13 protein-coding genes are annotated in these 15,795 nt (G+C 64.5%); 5 read left to right on the plus strand and 8 right to left on the minus strand.

What is annotated here, in order from left to right; genetic code table 11:
• Positions 1–37: 37 nt before the first annotated feature.
• The 3 genes from JLZ96_RS11895 to JLZ96_RS11905 are packed head-to-tail and all read right to left on the minus strand — an operon-like array spanning position 38 to position 2,381.
• A complete protein-coding gene (locus JLZ96_RS11895) occupies positions 38–505 on the minus strand; it encodes a pyridoxamine 5'-phosphate oxidase family protein (protein WP_201010177.1) in 468 nt (155 codons plus the stop codon).
• Positions 502–1,383: a universal stress protein gene (locus JLZ96_RS11900; protein WP_201010178.1), complete on the minus strand. Its 882-nt coding sequence runs from the start codon at positions 1,381–1,383 to the stop codon at positions 502–504. The genes JLZ96_RS11895 and JLZ96_RS11900 overlap by 4 nt, the downstream gene beginning before the upstream one ends.
• The gene (locus tag JLZ96_RS11905) at positions 1,380–2,381 is read right to left on the minus strand and encodes an Acg family FMN-binding oxidoreductase (RefSeq protein WP_052060472.1); all 1,002 of its coding nucleotides are present in this window, start codon (positions 2,379–2,381) and stop codon (positions 1,380–1,382) included. The genes JLZ96_RS11900 and JLZ96_RS11905 overlap by 4 nt, the downstream gene beginning before the upstream one ends.
• Positions 2,382–2,601: 220 nt before the next feature.
• Here JLZ96_RS11905 and ilvD point away from each other — a divergent pair, with 220 nt between their 5' ends.
• Positions 2,602–4,314, plus strand: a complete 1,713-nt coding sequence (gene ilvD / locus JLZ96_RS11910; protein WP_201010179.1) for a dihydroxy-acid dehydratase — start codon at positions 2,602–2,604, stop codon at positions 4,312–4,314.
• A 163-nt stretch (positions 4,315–4,477) separates the two neighbouring features.
• Here the strand turns inward: ilvD and JLZ96_RS11915 are convergent, their stop codons facing one another.
• Positions 4,478–6,451 (minus strand): MFS transporter, encoded by a 1,974-nt coding sequence (locus JLZ96_RS11915; protein ID WP_201010180.1) that lies wholly within the window; start codon positions 6,449–6,451, stop codon positions 4,478–4,480.
• A gap of 183 nt (positions 6,452–6,634) precedes the next feature.
• Between JLZ96_RS11915 and JLZ96_RS11920 the strand changes: the two genes are divergently transcribed.
• Positions 6,635–7,255 carry a TetR/AcrR family transcriptional regulator gene (locus JLZ96_RS11920; protein ID WP_201010181.1) on the plus strand — a complete coding sequence of 207 codons (621 nt, stop codon included), beginning with the start codon at positions 6,635–6,637 and terminating at the stop codon, positions 7,253–7,255.
• A gap of 64 nt (positions 7,256–7,319) precedes the next feature.
• Here the strand turns inward: JLZ96_RS11920 and JLZ96_RS11925 are convergent, their stop codons facing one another.
• Both JLZ96_RS11925 and JLZ96_RS11930 read right to left on the minus strand, forming a co-directional pair.
• Positions 7,320–7,976 carry a hypothetical protein gene (locus JLZ96_RS11925; RefSeq protein WP_027495249.1) on the minus strand — a complete coding sequence of 219 codons (657 nt, stop codon included), beginning with the start codon at positions 7,974–7,976 and terminating at the stop codon, positions 7,320–7,322.
• Positions 7,977–8,042: 66 nt separating this feature from the next.
• The gene (locus tag JLZ96_RS11930) at positions 8,043–8,828 is read right to left on the minus strand and encodes a DUF6319 family protein (protein WP_201010182.1); all 786 of its coding nucleotides are present in this window, start codon (positions 8,826–8,828) and stop codon (positions 8,043–8,045) included.
• A gap of 326 nt (positions 8,829–9,154) precedes the next feature.
• Here JLZ96_RS11930 and JLZ96_RS11935 point away from each other — a divergent pair, with 326 nt between their 5' ends.
• The 3 genes from JLZ96_RS11935 to JLZ96_RS11945 are packed head-to-tail and all read left to right on the plus strand — an operon-like array spanning position 9,155 to position 13,900.
• Positions 9,155–11,452: a glycerol-3-phosphate 1-O-acyltransferase gene (locus JLZ96_RS11935; RefSeq protein WP_201010183.1), complete on the plus strand. Its 2,298-nt coding sequence runs from the start codon at positions 9,155–9,157 to the stop codon at positions 11,450–11,452.
• Positions 11,449–12,876, plus strand: coding sequence for an HAD-IB family hydrolase (locus tag JLZ96_RS11940; protein ID WP_032372538.1), 1,428 nt, complete (start codon positions 11,449–11,451; stop codon positions 12,874–12,876). The genes JLZ96_RS11935 and JLZ96_RS11940 overlap by 4 nt, the downstream gene beginning before the upstream one ends.
• A complete protein-coding gene (locus JLZ96_RS11945) occupies positions 12,869–13,900 on the plus strand; it encodes an adenylate/guanylate cyclase domain-containing protein (protein WP_027495245.1) in 1,032 nt (343 codons plus the stop codon). Before JLZ96_RS11940 ends, JLZ96_RS11945 begins: the two co-directional genes overlap by 8 nt.
• Here JLZ96_RS11945 and JLZ96_RS11950 read toward each other — a convergent pair.
• Together JLZ96_RS11950 and JLZ96_RS11955 are read right to left on the minus strand one after the other, a co-directional pair.
• On the minus strand, positions 13,882–14,943 hold the full coding sequence (locus tag JLZ96_RS11950; RefSeq protein WP_201010184.1) for an MSMEG_0565 family glycosyltransferase: 1,062 nt from the start codon (positions 14,941–14,943) through the stop codon (positions 13,882–13,884). The two genes, JLZ96_RS11945 and JLZ96_RS11950, sit on opposite strands and share 19 nt — an antisense overlap.
• Positions 14,940–15,791, minus strand: coding sequence for a carbon-nitrogen hydrolase family protein (locus JLZ96_RS11955; RefSeq protein WP_027495243.1), 852 nt, complete (start codon positions 15,789–15,791; stop codon positions 14,940–14,942). Before JLZ96_RS11955 ends, JLZ96_RS11950 begins: the two co-directional genes overlap by 4 nt.
• Positions 15,792–15,795 lie beyond the last annotated feature (4 nt).

Below are 15,795 nucleotides of genomic sequence, written 5' to 3' on the forward strand. Positions count from 1 at the left end.
TCGAAAGTCCCGATCCTGCCGCCATGAGGCCCGGCCTTCACCCTCGTGAATTCGTTTCGCCCGCAGTCGGTCCACGCATCATCTCGACCCCCGACACCGATGTCGGGGTCACTTCGACGAGTCGGTGCATCGGTGGGCCGTCCGAATGAGGCCGGGGCAGTAGCTGTTCGAGGACTTCGAGTCGAGCATCCACGACCGCACGGGCGATTCCGTGAATCACGACAGTCGATACGGTCAGGTGAGCGTCGTCCTCGGCGTCCACTTCCAGGACGACCGAGGAATCGAGCGCACTCCACCCCAACCGCGACCGCCCCTCGGCGTAGAAATACACCCGACTACCGCTCCACACGATGGAGACCGGGTCGATGGTGGGCCCGAAGTGGTCGTGGCCGATCAGCCGGGCGACGGTCGCCCGTTGCGCAAGCCGATGAGCGTTGTCGGAGTCCAGAACTCGTCGACGATCATCACTTCCGCGCACACGATTCGGTACGGTGCGGTTGGTCATCGGTCTCTGCAGATCATCACCGGGCAGTGGGCGTGGCGGGTGAGGTTGCTACTGGTCGATCCGAACAGTGCTCGGGCAACCACTCCTCGCCCGTGACTGCCGACCACCACGAGGCCGGCTCGCTTGGACAGATCGACAAGGAGATGCGCCGGGTTACCCTGTCGCACTACATGTTCGACACTGACATCCGGATATTTCTCGGCCCACCCGGCCAGACATTCGGAGAGCAGCATCTGCTGCTCACGCTCGATCTCGATGCTGTCATGTGGCCCCGGCGGAGAGAGTGCCGCGCCGTGAGACCACGAGTTCCAGGCGAGCGCGGCGATCATCGGTACACCGAACAACGAGGCCAGATCGAAGGCCTGTTCGACGGCCGCCTCACTCGTTGCACTGCCGTCGATACCGACGAGGACCGGCGCGTCGAAACCGGCGTCGCCCTCCCGCCACACGATCACCGGGCACAGGGCCGCGTTCGAGGTCTCCTGCGCCGTACTGCCGAACAATGCGGACACGATCGGACCGGAACCCGAATTGCCGACGACGAGCATCCGCGCGGTGGAGGAGAGTTCGACCATCATCGTGCACGCCGTCGCCTCCTCCACCGAGGTGGAGACGGCAAGGTCGGGATGACGGGCCAGCACTGCGGCAGCGACGTCGGTCACCATGTGTTCGGAAGCTCGGCGCTGCTCGTCCCACACCTCCCTCGGCACAACATATGCGGGCTCGCCCATGTAGATCACAGGCTGCTGTACTGCAGCGGCGATGAGCAGGGGAGAGTCCACCCTTTCTGCCAGTGTCGCCGCCCAGAGCGCAGCGCCGATACTGCCGGCCGAACCATCCACCCCCACCACGATTTTCTGATGTGCTGCGAGAATCACGATCGTCTCCTGTTCGTTGCGCGTGCGGGAGCAGACAGCACCGAGGCCACCGCATGTCGTGGCGTTCGAGGTGCCGGGGCGCCGATCATCGGTGTACCGACTCGAATCAGCACCTGTGCCATGCCGATGTGCGGTGCCAACGACTGGACGAGTCGCCTGCTGCCGGCCTGTTCCGTCATATGAGTCAACGGGCACGTCGCCAAGCCGTCCGCGGTCGCTGCCAGCAGAAACGTCGACATGGCACGGCCACAGTTCAGCCAATCCAGTCGTTCGTCCGACGGTGTGCCGAGCAGCACCACCGTGGACTCGTCTTCGACCGGCTCCCGCGGAACCACCGTGCCGACGCGGTGCGGTTCGGGGAATGCTCGCCCCACCTGGACCCTCGACGCATCCGCGCGGTTCGTCAGCGCCTCGGGCGGAATTCCGCCGGAACGGAACGAGTGCCCGGCCCACCATCTGATCTCGGCCTGGTACGTCGCGTCGAACTTCCGGATGCCCGCGCTCAGCGTCGAGGCCCTCGCCAACGTCTGTTTCGACTCTGCCGACAAGACGGTCATCTCGGTGCCGTAGTGCTGCCGACCGAGATACCGCGTCAGAACACGATCGGTCGGCACCGGTCCGAACGCCCGACGATCCGAGTGCCGACGATTGATCGCACTCAACATGTCGAACTCACGCGACCGAGGATGCGCGTCGTGCACGAGGCGGATACGAGCAAGATGATCCGGCGTGCCCGGGGCGGGCAACAGGTCGATCTCGGTCTTCCACCTAAACGCCGCGGCAGCCTTCTCGAGATGGTCCAACGCAGCCCCGCAGCTCATCACCATTTGCCGTTCGGTCGGGTCGATCACCCCCAGCACGCGGGAGGTGTCGGTGTACAGATCGAGTCCGTGTTCGGAGTAGGTCCACCTCCACGGCTGGCTGTTGTGCACCGACGGCGCGCGGCACGCGAGCTCCACCAGCATTTCCACCACGGCCGTATCCGGCTGATCGCTCATCGTCTCTCCTCGACCTCCCACCGCGATGCGGTGGATCCGCCCCCACTGTCGCCCCGAGGTCGCGGTGCTCGACAGGGCCGTTCGTCACTCGATGGAGGGCATTCCGGTGCATGCCGAAAGAGCGCAGCGCCACAGGTTTAGTGTTGACGGTGAATGCGACTCGGGGCGGAACCTGAGGACGCGACCGAGGAGCCACCATCGCCGACCGTTCAGGAGTGTCATGACGACCCCGCACAATCCACCCGAAGTCGACGTCAAGCCACGTAGCCGGGACGTCACCGACGGTCTGGAGAAGACTGCCGCCCGCGGCATGCTCCGCGCCGTCGGGATGGGCGACGACGACTGGGTCAAGTCCCAGATCGGCGTCGCGTCGTCGTGGAACGAGATCACTCCCTGCAACCTCTCGCTCGAACGACTGGCGAAGGAGGTCAAGAAGGGCGTCCACGCGGCCGGCGGGTATCCGTTGGAATTCGGCACCATCTCGGTGTCCGACGGCATCTCGATGGGCCACGAGGGCATGCACTTCTCGTTGGTCTCGCGTGAGGTCATCGCCGACAGCGTCGAAACCGTCATCAGCGCCGAACGTCTCGACGGCTCCGTGCTGCTCGCCGGCTGCGACAAGTCGCTGCCCGGAATGTTGATGGCTGCCGCGCGTCTCGACCTCGCCAGCGTCTTCCTCTACGCCGGATCCACCCTGCCCGGATTCGCCACCCTGTCCGACGGCAGCGAGCACCAGGTGACGATCATCGACGCCTTCGAGGCCGTCGGTGCCTGCTCGCGTGGACTGATGTCGCGCGCCGACGTCGACACCATCGAACGCGCCATCTGCCCCGGCGAAGGTGCCTGCGGCGGCATGTACACCGCGAACACCATGGCCAGCGCCGCCGAGGCCATGGGAATGTCGTTGCCCGGCAGCGCTTCTCCGCCGGCACCGGATCGTCGCCGGGACGGCTTCGCACACGCCAGCGGCGAGGCCGTCGTCGAATTGCTGCGACGCGGCATCCGCACCAGCGACATCCTCACCAAGGAAGCCTTCGAGAACGCGATCGCCGTCGTCATGGCTTTCGGCGGATCCACCAACGCCGTGCTGCACCTGCTGGCCATCGCGCACGAAGCCCAGGTCGAACTGACCCTCGCCGACTTCACCCGCGTCGGAGCGAAAGTTCCACACCTCGCCGACGTCAAGCCCTTCGGCAAGCACGTCATGACCGACGTCGACGCCATCGGCGGTGTCCCCGTGGTCATGAAGGCTCTGCTCGACGCCGGCCTCATGCACGGCGACTGCATGACCGTCACCGGAAAGACCGTGGCGGAGAACCTCGCACACATCGCTCCCCCGGACCCCGACGGCAAAGTGCTGCGCGCACTGGACAAGCCGATCCACCCGACCGGCGGCATCACCATTCTCGAAGGATCACTTGCCCCGGGCGGAGCCGTCGTCAAGTCCGCCGGTTTCGATTCCGACGTATTCGTCGGTACCGCACGAGTTTTCGAGCGTGAACGCGCGGCCATGGATGCTCTCGAAGACGGCACCATCGCGGCAGGCGACGTCGTCGTCATCCGCTACGAGGGACCCAAGGGCGGACCCGGAATGCGCGAAATGCTCGCGATCACCGGAGCAATCAAGGGCGCGGGCCTGGGCAAGGACGTCCTGCTGCTCACCGACGGCCGATTCTCCGGCGGAACCACCGGCCTCTGCGTCGGACACGTGGCACCCGAGGCAGTCGACGGCGGACCCATCGCCTTCGTCCACGACGGCGACCAGATCCGCCTCGACGTCGGCAAGGGCACCCTCGACGTTCTCGTCGACACAGCCGAAATGCAAGCACGCCAGGAGGGTTGGGCACCGCTTCCTCCGCGCTACACCCGCGGAGTGCTCGCCAAATACTCGAAACTGGTCGGTTCGGCATCGAACGGTGCGGTGCTGATCTAGCCACCCGCCCTAGCCCTAGCCCCCGGCCCTAGCCCCCCGCCGCCCCCGGCCCTAGCCCCCCCCGGTTGGGATCAATGTGGGTTTCAGTCAGTTGGACTGCAACAAAGGCGCATTGATCCCAACCCGGCGGCAGTGCAGTGGTCCATTCACGCGCTGGGGAGGTCTACAGCGGCATGGCCCAGATAGGGCTCGAGCGTTCGTTCATCTCGGTGCACGTCGCGTGTTGTCGGCTGGCTCGTTGGTAGAACGTCTGCAGGGGGTCGGTCGGCTCCACGTCCGGCGGTGTCGGTGTGACGGGCAGTTCGCCGAGTTCGAGCGCCAATTGATAGATGCTGGGGCGTTCGAGTTCGGCGTCGACCAGTGCCGGCGCGGCAGCGTTGTGCGGCTTCGATGTTCGCGGTACACGCGGCGTACTCGGTTCGGGCTTGGCTGCCGACGGCCGTTCGAGTAGCTGCTCGAGCTCGGCGACCTCACGGACAGCCGCTGCGCGCATGGCCGGCGGCGCAACGAAGGGCACGATCGGCTCGAACGCGATCATGTCCGACGACGACGCGAGCGCCTTGTTCTTGGCCGGGATGAGGAACGCCACGATCACGGTTCCGGTTCCGAACACCACGGCCGCAACGACACTGGTGTGCACAACGGCGCTGCCGAAGGCGGAGATGGCATTCGCTTCGAGATTGTCTGCGAAGCCGCTCAGAAATGCATTCTGCTCGCGAATGATGTCGGAGACGATCACCGCACCGGCCAGCGAATCCTGCGATGCTGCAAGCCCTTCTGCGGCCTGACCGGTGTACTGGCCGTTGGGTTGCTTACCGGGGAAGGTCTGCAGAAACCCCTCGATTCCCTGTCGATACGACGCCGCCAGAACCGAACCCAATACTGCGATGCCGAGAGACCCGCCCAGTTCGAGTGCAGTGTCGTTCAGTCCGCCGCCGACACCGAGCTTGTCGTCCGGGAACTCACCCATGATGGCGTCGGTGCAGGGCGAGACGGACAGCCCGATGGCGAGTCCGAGCAGCGTCAGTACGGGTAGGAAGTCGACATACGTTGCCGTCGAATCGATTCCGACGAGGGATACGACCGACAGCGTGCCCACGATCATCCCTGCGGTGACGGTGACACGCGGCCCCATCTTGGGGGTCAGCCACATCGTGATTCCGGACCCGACGAACACTGCGCCGGCCAGCGGCAGCAGATGCACTCCGGTGGAGACCGGGCCGTACCCGAGAGCGAACTGGAGGTACTGCGCCACGAGGTAGATCGCCCCGAACGTCACCAGGAAAAACACCAGTACCGCAAGGGTGGCACCCCCGAGAACACGCGAGGAGAACATCCGCACGTCCAGCAACGGATTGGGGTGTCGTAGTTCCCAGCCCACGAAACCCAACACCGACAGCAGTCCGACGAGGCCGAAGTACAGCGGCCCGACAGTCCAGCCGAAGTGCATGCCCTCGATGATGGAGTAGACGATGGTCGAGACGGCCAGAACCGACAGCAACCCGCCGATCCAATCGATCGCACCGGCATCGACGGCTCGCGACGGCGGGACGAGTACGACGGCTCCGGCTATGGCGGCCAGCGCAATCGGGACGTTGATCAGAAATGTCGAACTCCACGTGAAGCTCTCGAGAAGCCACCCGGCCAGCAACGGCCCGGCGGCGATGGCGAGGCCGGACGTGGCCGCCCACACGGTGACGGCTGTGGCCCGCTCACGCTTGGGGAACGTGGCCACCAGCAGAGACAACGTCGCAGGCATGACGATCGCAGCCGCGACACCCATGACGATTCGGGCCAGGATCACGCCGAGCGTGGCATCGGTCAGCGCCCCCGCCACCGACCCCGCCACGAAGATGATCAGTCCGATGATCAGCGCGCCGCGTCGGCTGTACCGGTCGCCGATCACTCCGCACAACAGCATCAACGACGCGTACGGGACGGTGTATCCGTCGATCACCCATTGAAGATCACTGCTGGTCAATCCCAGATCCATCGTCATCGACGGCGCGGCGACGAGCAGGGACGTGTTTGCCATGACCACGATCAGCAGGCTCAGGCACAACACCACCAAGGCCGACCATCGTCGGGCATAGGGTTTGTGCATTTCTTGGACAGGTGTCATCGCAAGCAGTGTCATGTGTTCCCCCCGTTGGCAAAGTGCGACACACCTTGCACAGTGCTGTGCAGCTTAAGAAATTCGCGCTAGGATCGGCAATCTTTTGTGGCGGCAACCACACTGCGTCGGCGCGATCGTGCTAGAAGTGGACGTGTGCCGAAGACGACGGAGTCGAGACCGAGCGCACGGACAGACCGATCGCCCGTGCAGCGAAGTGACGCCCGCTCGAACAGAGCGCGAATTCTCGATGTCGCGCAGGGGGTACTGGCGAACAACCCGGACGCGACCATCAACGACGTCGCGTCCGCGGCCGGCGTGGTCCGACGAACGGTGTACTCGCACTTCGCCTCTCGCGAAGCCCTGATCGACGGCATCGCACTCGAAGCCGCAGAACGCATCTCGGCCGCGCTCGAACGTGATCCGGCTGTCGACGAATCCGCCGTCACCGTATTCGTGCGACAGACGCTGGCACTGGCCCGCGTCGGAGATCAGTACCGGCTCCTACTTGCGGTTGCGCGTACCGACCTGGGGCACAACGGTCTTCACGACCTGCTGGGACCGATGCGGGAGTCGGCTGCGGCTGTCATTCGACGTGGACAGCGCGAGGGTGTGTTCTCCACCTATCTGCCGGCCGAGGTGCTGATCCTCAACATCGAAGCCATCGCGCTGTCGATCCTCGAGGCCACCAATGCCGGGCTGCTCACCGACCCCACAGGTGCGGCCACCACGTCGAGTCTGGTCCTGCTCGGAATCGCACCGGACGAAGCCGAACGCATCGTGATCGGTGTCCGTGCCGCGGACACGCCGGCCGGAGCCCACCCCTGAAACGACGAATGCCCCGCCTGCGCAATGTGATTGCGCCGACGGGACATCGGTCTACGAGTGCGGGTCAGGGAGCGGGGACGAATCCTGCGCCGAGTCCGTTGCCCTGATCGACGTTGCGAAGGATCGCATCGAAGTTGGTGCCGACCTCGGGGCCGAAGCACGCGACGCCCAGGTAGGCGTTGACCATGCCGACGAGCGTGTTGCCGACGACGACCGGGCTACCCGAGTCACCCTCGACGACGCACAGCTGCGCCCAAGTCTCCTGCGACTGCAGAACGTCTCCGTACGCGAGGCCGCAGGTGTTGCCGGTCGTGCGGCCTTCCTTGCACACAATGTTCGGGAACGCCGTCGGCGGGCCGACCTGAGAGATGGTCACGTTGCCCACGCGGCTGATCGGGGCAACCTTGTCACGCTGAAATTCGATGAGGGCGTAGTCGTACTCCGGGTTGGAGAATGCGATGCGGCCCACCTCACCGAGGGAGGTGTCGTACTCCGGGACGATGGAGGCACCCGCTTGGCCACAGTGACCGGCGGTGAAGCCCACGAGATTTCCGTTGCGGTCGTTGCCGATCGTCGTCAGCGTGCACTCCGCCTGGCCTCCGACGATGATTCCGGACCCACCGCCGAGAGCTGCAGGAGCGGCCGCGGATGCGGTCCCCACGCCGACGCTGGCTACGATTGCAGCCGCCCCCACGACGACGAGCATGAATTTCTTGAACATGTACTCCCTCTCAGCGGTGTCGGCAGAACCCTAGCAACAGAACGTGTCGTAACACGAGCTAGTCGCTCATACGTCCTGCTCGAGGGCCGCAAGAGTTGTCCGAGCTTCCTCGAGTTGACGACTCAGTTCTGCGACGCGGCGTGCCGCTTCTTCACGTGCATGGGAGATCACAGCCTCGACGGCATCGCGGGCGGTGACGTCGCCCAGTTCACGGACGGCCCGACCGACCGCTTCCGGACTCACCGGCTGCGCCTTGGTGGGCCTCTTCGCGCCCTGCGTGACGGTGACCGACCAATCGTTGTCGGCACCGGCATGAATGGTCACGCTCACTCCGCCCGGTGCCTTCTTCGGACGACGTGGGGCCGAGCCGGTCGACGCAGACCCCGCACCGGCAGGCTTGGCGGCCACGTCGGTCGCCGGTACCGACTTCGGAGCAGCGCTCGATGTCGACGCCGTGACCGATGTAGAAGCCGTGACCGATGTAGAAGTAGGGCTCGATTTCGAGACAGCAACCGGCTCGGAGGCAGCGACCGGCTTCGATACCGGCGCGGCCGATGCCGTCTTCTTCGCGGGGATGCGTTTGGCAGGCGCGGGTGGGGTCGCCGGGTTGCGGGTGATGCGCAGCTCCTCGGCCTCGTAGGGCAGTTCGTCGTTGACGCCCTTCGGGCTGATGGTGACGGTGTTGCCGTCGATGGATACCACCTTGGCCGACGTACCGTCGGGCAGGCCGAGGCTCGGATTCGGCTCGCGGAGATACACGGTGGCGCGACGCCCCTCGGCGAGCGCTGCTGCCAGCGTCGTCAGGTTCTCGGGAGTCAGCGAATCGTTCACGGCGCGCCCACGGGGTGGCATCGACTACCGGCCTTTCTCGAAAGTGTTTGCGAATACTGTCGCACAGATTCACGTGCGCAGGCAGCACGGCATCGAGTATCGGTCGCGAGAATGACGTGGATCCCAAGTATGTGTAACCCCGGGTAACCGTAACCAGAAGTAACAGTTACTACGATTAACACTAAAGAGGCTTGGCCAGAGAAGGCCGATGACACGACTCTAACGGACAGGCCGTCCGAGCGCCCGTCGAGTGCCGTCGACCACCTCGCCGAACCGCCCTCGCGCCGGGATTCTCCCGCGTAGCCTGACGGCGTACCTTCTTGCGCAGGTACGGAACAGGAGCTTCGATGTACCACCTCGACGCGGACCAGCAATCGCTCAGCGACGGTCCGCACGTGTACTTGCTCGATGCCAGAAGCACTCTCGAGGTTCAGGCCCTGAATCAGTGGATCGACGCCACCACCCCGGACGGAGAACGTCGGCCCCCATCGGTCGTTCTGTCCGGTGAGGCCAGGACATCACTGTCGGACACCGTCCGCGGGTACGCCGACGATCCGCTGCTCATTCCGCTGCGGGTCACGTTGACCGATCGAAGCACCGGCATTCTGCACCGCATCTTCGCCCCGAGAGGCCGCTCGAAGCCGACACGGGTGTGGCAGCGGTGGGTGGCCAACGACGATCCCGATCACTCCGCAGTGCTGGTCGGTGAACCCGCAACCCTGAGCGATCTCCAGGATCGGTTCGAGCGCGGCGGCGGCACGTCGTTGTCGTCGTTCATCCTGCGGCAGGCCAGTCTCGCACTGGACAAGGCCGAACGCGGAGTCATCGGCTCGGAGTACAAGATTCCGCGCTTCGTCGTCGAGGACATGACGGAGCAGAAGAAGTTCAGGGACGGCATCACCGAGCTCGCAGACCACGTCGGCCAGGATCGCGACACCGTCGACAAGAGGGTTCAGGACATCCTCGGCGAGATGGTGGCGACCGAAACCAGGCGCGCCGTCGAGATGTGGGGCACCCTCGGCGCGTACTTCTCGCGGGCGTACAAGGTCGACGTCGATCGCGATCAGCTGCAGAAGGTTCGCGAACTCAACAAGAACTATCCGTTGGTGTTCCTGCCCAATCACCGTTCCTACCTCGACCCACTCGTGCTGCGTCCCGCGCTTCTCGCCGAGGGACTGCCGCTCAATCACGTCATGGGCGGCATCAATGTCGGCTTCTGGCCGTTGGGCCCGATAGCCAAACGCAGTGGCGTGGTGCTCATTCAGCGCAAATTCTCGGACGCGATCTACAAATGGACGCTGCGTCAGTACATGAGTTTTCTGCTCAGCAAGCGGTTCAACCTCGAGTGGTACATCGAGGGCGGACGCAGCCGCACCGGAAAGCTCCGACCGCCGCGGTTCGGTCTGCTGACCTACCTCGTCGACGCCCTCGAGTCGAGCGACGCGGAGGACGTCTATTTGATCCCGACGTCCATCACCTACGACCGACTGCACGAGGTCGGCGCGATGGCCGAAGAATCGCACGGGGCGAAGAAGCAAGCCGAGGGCATTCGCATGGCCATCGGGTACATCCGCGCTCAGGGCACGTTGCGCGGCAACGTCTATCTGAACTTCGGAGAGCCGATGTCGGTGGCGGCGATCGTCGCCGAGAACACCGACAAGCGCGTCGCGGTGCAGAAGATCGCGCTCGGTGTCTCCCATGCGATCAACGATGCGACGCCGGTGACCCCGGCAGCACTGGTCACTATGGCGCTGTTGGGTATCGAGGATCGCGCACTCAACGTCAACGAAATGTGGGCCATCATCTCGCCGTTGGCCGGCTACATCAAACGCAGAAACCTACCCACTGCGGGCGGGGTGGACATCGCCGACGTCGACGTCGTCCGCTCGGCCGTCATCGCACAGGTCAACGCCAACGTCGTCAAGCGTTTCGACGACGGCCCCGAACCGCTGTTCTACCTGGCGCAGGACAAGCATCTGGTGGCAGCGTTCTTCCGCAACAACGCCATTCACTTCTTCGTGATGCGCGCCATCGGCGAGCTGGTGGTGCTACCGACCGAGGGTGACTCGACGCCGCTGACTCAGGAATCGTTGTGGACGGCGGCCCTGCAATTGCGAGATCTACTCAAGTTCGAGTTCTTCTTCGGCGACAAGAAGGACTTCGGGGAGCGTCTCGAATCCGAGGTCGATCTCATCGACCCGGACTGGCGCACCAGCATCAGCGACCCCGGTTATGCTGCGCGACAGCTGGAATCGCAGGATCTGCACCTGGCGCACCGCGTACTGCAGCCGATCTTCGAGGCCTATCAGGTAGTGGCCGACCAGCTGATGCTGCTGCCGCAGAGCGGAGAATTCGACAAACCGAAGTTCATCTCGGAATGCCTCGGCGCTGCCCAGGCCAGGCGGCTCCGCCAGCAGCTCGATCACAGTGAGTCCATCTCGGGCGAACTGTTCGACACTGCACTGCAACTGGCCGAAAACCGCGACCTGATCGATTCCAGCTCGGACGGCATTGCCCGCCGCCGCAGGGACTTCGCGCTGGAGATCGACGAATGGGCCCGCAAGGTACGTACCATCCGGGATATGGCGCACCGAATGCTCCGTGAGGTGGAACCGATCTCTGCCCCCGAGGAGAACAATCCATGACCGACTTCGACGATCGACTGATAGCGATCGCCGCCGCCCCACCCGGCCGAGACACCATCGCCTTCTTCGATCTCGACGGCACCCTTATCAACGGATTCTCTGCTCGCGCAGTGTTTCTCGAACGCCTCAAGACCCTCGACGTCACGGTCAAGGAACTGTGGGAGATCTCCAGTGCCGTCGTCGAGATGCGGATGCGCAACTCCCCCGTCGACAATCTGATGGGCAAGGCCGTCCGCGGCCTCGAAGGCCGTCGCGAAGAGGACCTGATGGAACAGGCATACACCCTGTTCCGCAACGAGATCGCGCCGATGATCTACCCGCAGGCCCGGGCCCTCGTCGAGGCTCACCGGCACGCCGGGCATCGCCTCGTGATGGCTACCTCGGCCACGCCGTACCAGGCACTGCCGGTGCAGCAGGACATGATGTTCGAGGAGTTGCTGTGCACGACTCCGGTGGTCACCGACGGGATTCTCACCGGTGAGCTCGTCGGCGATTCGCTCTGGGGACCCCGCAAAGCGCAGGCGGCGATCGACTACGCCGAACGTGAAGGCATCGCTCTGGCAGGCTGTTTCGCATACTCGAACGGCGGTGAGGACGTGCCACTGCTCGAAGCCGTGGGCCGTCCCATCGCCCTCAACCCCGATCCTGATCTCGCGCGCTATGCCGCCAAGAAGAATTGGCCGGCCCTGACGCTGGACAGCCCGAAGCGTGGCACGGATATCACGTCGGCCGTACGCAGCACGGCGGCGCTCGGATCGGTGCTCGCGAGTGCGTCGATCGGGCTCGGCCTGGGATTGCTTACCCGCAGTCGCCGCACCGGTGCCAATATCACCAGCACCATCGCCCCGGACATCGCGCTGACCCTCGCCGGAGTCAAGCTCGACGTCACCGGAACCGAAAATGCGTGGTCAGCCCGGCCCGCCGTCTTCATGTTCAACCATCAGAGCACCGCCGACTCGATCATCGTCACTTCCATCCTGCGACGCGACATCACCGCCGTTGCCAAGCGGGAACTCGAACGCGACCCGCGCTTCGCATTGTTGGGCAGGATCTTCGACGTCGCCTATGTCGACCGCGGCGATCCTGCGCAAGCGCGAGAGGCCATGCGGCCCGCGATCGAGAAGCTGCACAGCGGCATCTCGGTCGCCATCGCCCCCGAGGGCACTCGCATGCCGACGTCCCGTCTCGGCCGATTCAAGAAGGGCGGTTTTCACCTGGCGATGCAGGCCGGCGTGCCGATCGTTCCGATCGTTATTCACAACGCCGGTGACGTGATGTGGAAGAAGGACTTCACCGTTCACTCCGGTACGGTCAAGGTCACCGTCGGCGAGCCCATACCCACCACGGATTGGGATCCCGACAAGATCGACGAGTACGTGGACGCCGTCCGTTCCTATTTCGACAGAACGTTGGGATATGCCTGAGAATCAGATCAACTCGGTAGTACAGACGGAGATCGAGCGGAATCTACTGGGCGGCGAGCCCAAGTACAACCGCGCCGACATCGTCGAGAAGTCCGGGATTCCGCTCGAGCGGGTCATCGCCCTGTGGATCGGCATGGGCTTCCCCGTCCACACCGATACCGACGCACTCGTCTACACCGACGCCGATCTCGAAGCTCTGAAGCTGATCACCGCACTGACCGCGCAGAAGGTGATCAAGCCCGAGATGGAGGTTGCGATCGCACGCACCCTCGGGCAGTCGATGTCCCGGCTCGCGGAATGGCAAGTGGGCGTTGTGAACTCTCACATACTCGAACGCATCATCGACAGCCAAGAAGACACGAACGACATCGACGCGATTCGCCGGAACGCCCGTGCCATCGCCGCAGAAACCGTCCCCACCCTCGAAGCGCTCCAGGGATACACCTGGCGACGCCACCTGGCAGCAGCGGCCGGTCGATCCATCGCCGCTCCCGACGACGCCGCCGACAGTCCCACGATGGCCGTCGGGTTCGCCGACATGGTCGGCTACACGAGCCTGACGCGTCGACTCGACATCGGCGAGTTGACGACGCTACTCGAGGAGTTCGAGTCATTGGCCACCAATATCATTGCGCGAGGGCGCGGTTCGGTGATCAAGAACGTCGGCGACGAGGTGATGTTCAGCGCGCAGACCCCCGAGGATGCCGCCCACATCGCCCTCGACCTCCAGGACGCCTTCGACGAGCAGGAGGACATGCCGGACCTGCGGGTCGGGCTGGCGTGGGGCCCGGTACTGGCACGGTACGGCGACCTGTACGGGTCGGTGGTCAATATTGCTGCGCGCCTGACCAGTTCGGCCAATCCCGGAACGATCCTGGTCGATACCGTCATGACGGATGAACTGCGTCACGACTCGGAGTTCTACCTCAAATCGGTCCGTTCACTACGGGTCAAAGGGTTCCACAAGCTCAAGCCTCACCGGCTCAAGCGCAACAAGCGAACCGGTCAGCGTAGCGAGGAGTAGAACTCCAGGTGTCGACGCGCAGCCTCGTCCCAGGTGAGGCTGTGCGCCAGCGCCAGCCCCGGTGACGGATCGTGCGGCTCGTGCAACGCACGGTCCAATTCGCTGGTCATGGTCTCCACCGACGACGCGTAGGTGACGCTGTCTCCGAACACCTCTCGCAGTACCGGCAGATCACGCGCCACCACCGGAGTCGATGCGGCGAGCGCCTCCATCGCGGCCAGGCCGAAGCCTTCCTTGGTGGAGAAGAACGGCAGTACCGCAGCCTGCGCCACGAGATACGGCAGCTCGTCGTCGTCGACGGTTCCGAGTATCACCGGCTCGATGCCCAGTTCTACTGCTCGACGGTCGAATTCGGACCGATAGTCACGGTAGTCGAACAGGGTCTCGCCGCCGGCGAACACCAGTTGCACGTGCCGATCGGACAGCCCGGCGAAGGCGTCGAGTAGATCGAGACTGCCCTTGCGTGGCTCGATGCCGCCGACTGCAAGCACGTACCTGCCGAACTTCCCGTTCCAGTGCGATCGGCCCGATTCGGCTGCTGCCGAGAACCTTCCGGCATCGACTCCATTGGGAATGACGACCGGATCGAACCCCCAGCCGCGTCGGACGTCGTCGGCCACCGCAGTGGACACACAGATTCGCGCGTACGGCGCGGTGATCGCTCGTTCGTGACATGCCGCGAGCTCGGGAGTGGTGAACTCGTCGAGATGGTGGATGGTCCTGATGCACCGGCCGACGGCGTTGGCCGAGATGCAGTCCTGAGCATGGACGATGTCGTACTCGTCGGGCGTGAAAGCCTGCCGCAGAACGCCTATCGATCGCAGAATCCGCTCGCCGACGGTCTCGTTCTCGCGGTGGGAAAACGGGACCATCCGAACGGTGACAGCCGGGTCGACCTTGCGGAAGAACTCACTGTCGCCCCCGCGGCCCAGCGACCACACCGACACATCCTGGCCGGCGCGTGCCAGCGCTTCGGCCAGAGCCAACGTATGCACCACGCCTCCGCGCGGTTTGGACGAATAGGTCAACAGCGCGATCTTCATCGATCCGGCTTCTCCTGCAACAAGTTCGGATAGGCGTCGACGCGTCGCTCGGCCAGGTGATGCAGACCTCTCCGGGCCCGATCCACCTCGGCATCGACGTCGATCTCGTGCACGGCCAAACCGCCTTTGGACCACGTCTTGGCCAACACGTCTCCGCCGGGCCCGACAATCTTCGCCTGGCCGAGGAACCGCAGGGATCCCATCACCCCGGTCTGGTTGGACGAGACGAGCACCACCTGGTTCTCGGCGGCGCGCGCAGCGTCGTACAGATCGAACAGTCGCGACTGCCGATCGTTCGGTAGCGAGGAGGCCCGATCGGTGACGCTGGCCGGCCACGCCGACAGCGCCGCAATGATTCTCGCGCCATCCAATGCGAGCGTGCGGGCCGACTCCGGGAACGTCTTGTCGTAGTCGATCAGCATGCCCATCCGTCCGACCGGTGTATCGAAGGCCTCGAACCGATCTCCGGCGGCGTAGGCCAAGGATTCCCCGAGCGGCTGATGCACCTTGCGGTGACTGCCGAGGATCCCGTCGCCCGTCAGGCACGCAGCAGCGTTGTACCGCAGCCCCTTCGACAACTCGGTGTACCCGATGCACACCGTCATCGCACCCGCCGCTGCGATGATCGCAGCCAACTCCGGACCGTCAGGATCGAGAGTGGGCGGCAACTCGGACGGATCCGGATTGCTCAGGCTGTTGATGTAACCCCCGAGGGATGCGTCGGGCAGCACCAAGAGATCGATTCCCTCGCGGGCCGCACTGGAGATGATCGTCGTGATCTTCAGTACGGCCCGATCGACATCTCTACCGAAATGTGCTGCCAATGCACCGATCTTGATGGGAGCCACGTCG

The sequence above is a fragment of the Rhodococcus sp. NKCM2511 genome (assembly GCF_014905595.1).
GTDB classification, from domain to species: Bacteria; Actinomycetota; Actinomycetes; order Mycobacteriales; family Mycobacteriaceae; genus Rhodococcoides; species Rhodococcoides fascians.